The organism is Streptomyces sp. NPDC127092 (genome assembly GCF_042722475.1).
Taxonomy (GTDB): Bacteria; Actinomycetota; Actinomycetes; order Streptomycetales; family Streptomycetaceae; genus Streptomyces.
In genome coordinates, this window is record NZ_JBHXFE010000183.1 from 1 (window position 1) to 662 (window position 662).

Below are 662 nucleotides of genomic sequence, written 5' to 3' on the forward strand. Positions count from 1 at the left end.
GCTCTGCTTCGCCACCCTGCAGGAGTCCGGCGCGGACGGGGAGGCCGTCCGCCTCCAGGTCATGGTGTCCCTGGCCGCCGTCGGTGAGGAGTCCCTGGCCGAGTGGAAGAAGGTCGTGGACCTGGGCGACTTCCTCTCCGTCACCGGCGAGGTGATCGTCTCGCGCCGGGGCGAGCTGTCCATCATGGCCTCGGCGTGGGAGATGGCCTCCAAGGCGCTGCGCCCCCTGCCCGTGCTGCACGCGGACCTGAACGAGGAGACCCGCGTCCGCCAGCGCTACGCGGACCTGATCGTGCGCGAGGAGGCCCGCCGCATGGTCTACACGCGCGCCAAGGTCACCTCGGCGGTGCGGCGCACCCTCGAGGGCCACGGCTACGTGGAGGTGGAGACCCCGATGCTCCAGCTCGTCCACGGCGGCGCCCTCGCACGTCCCTTCGAGACGCACCTCAATGCGTTCGACCAGCCGATGACCCTGCGCATCGCCACTGAGCTGTACCTCAAGCGCGCCGTCGTCGGCGGCATCGACCGCGTGTTCGAGATCGGCCGCGTGTTCCGCAACGAGGGCGTCGATTTCAAACACAACCCGGAGTTCACGATCCTCGAGGCGTACGAGGCGCACAGCGACTACGAGAAGATGATGGTGCTGTGCCGGGAGCTCATCC

At 68.9% G+C, this 662-nt stretch carries 1 protein-coding gene; it reads left to right on the plus strand.

Going from position 1 to position 662, the window contains the following annotated elements; translation table 11 throughout:
* Window positions 1-662 (plus strand): amino acid--tRNA ligase-related protein (locus ACFWJO_RS38620; RefSeq protein ID WP_386872874.1); only part of this gene is annotated, 662 nt, incomplete at both ends.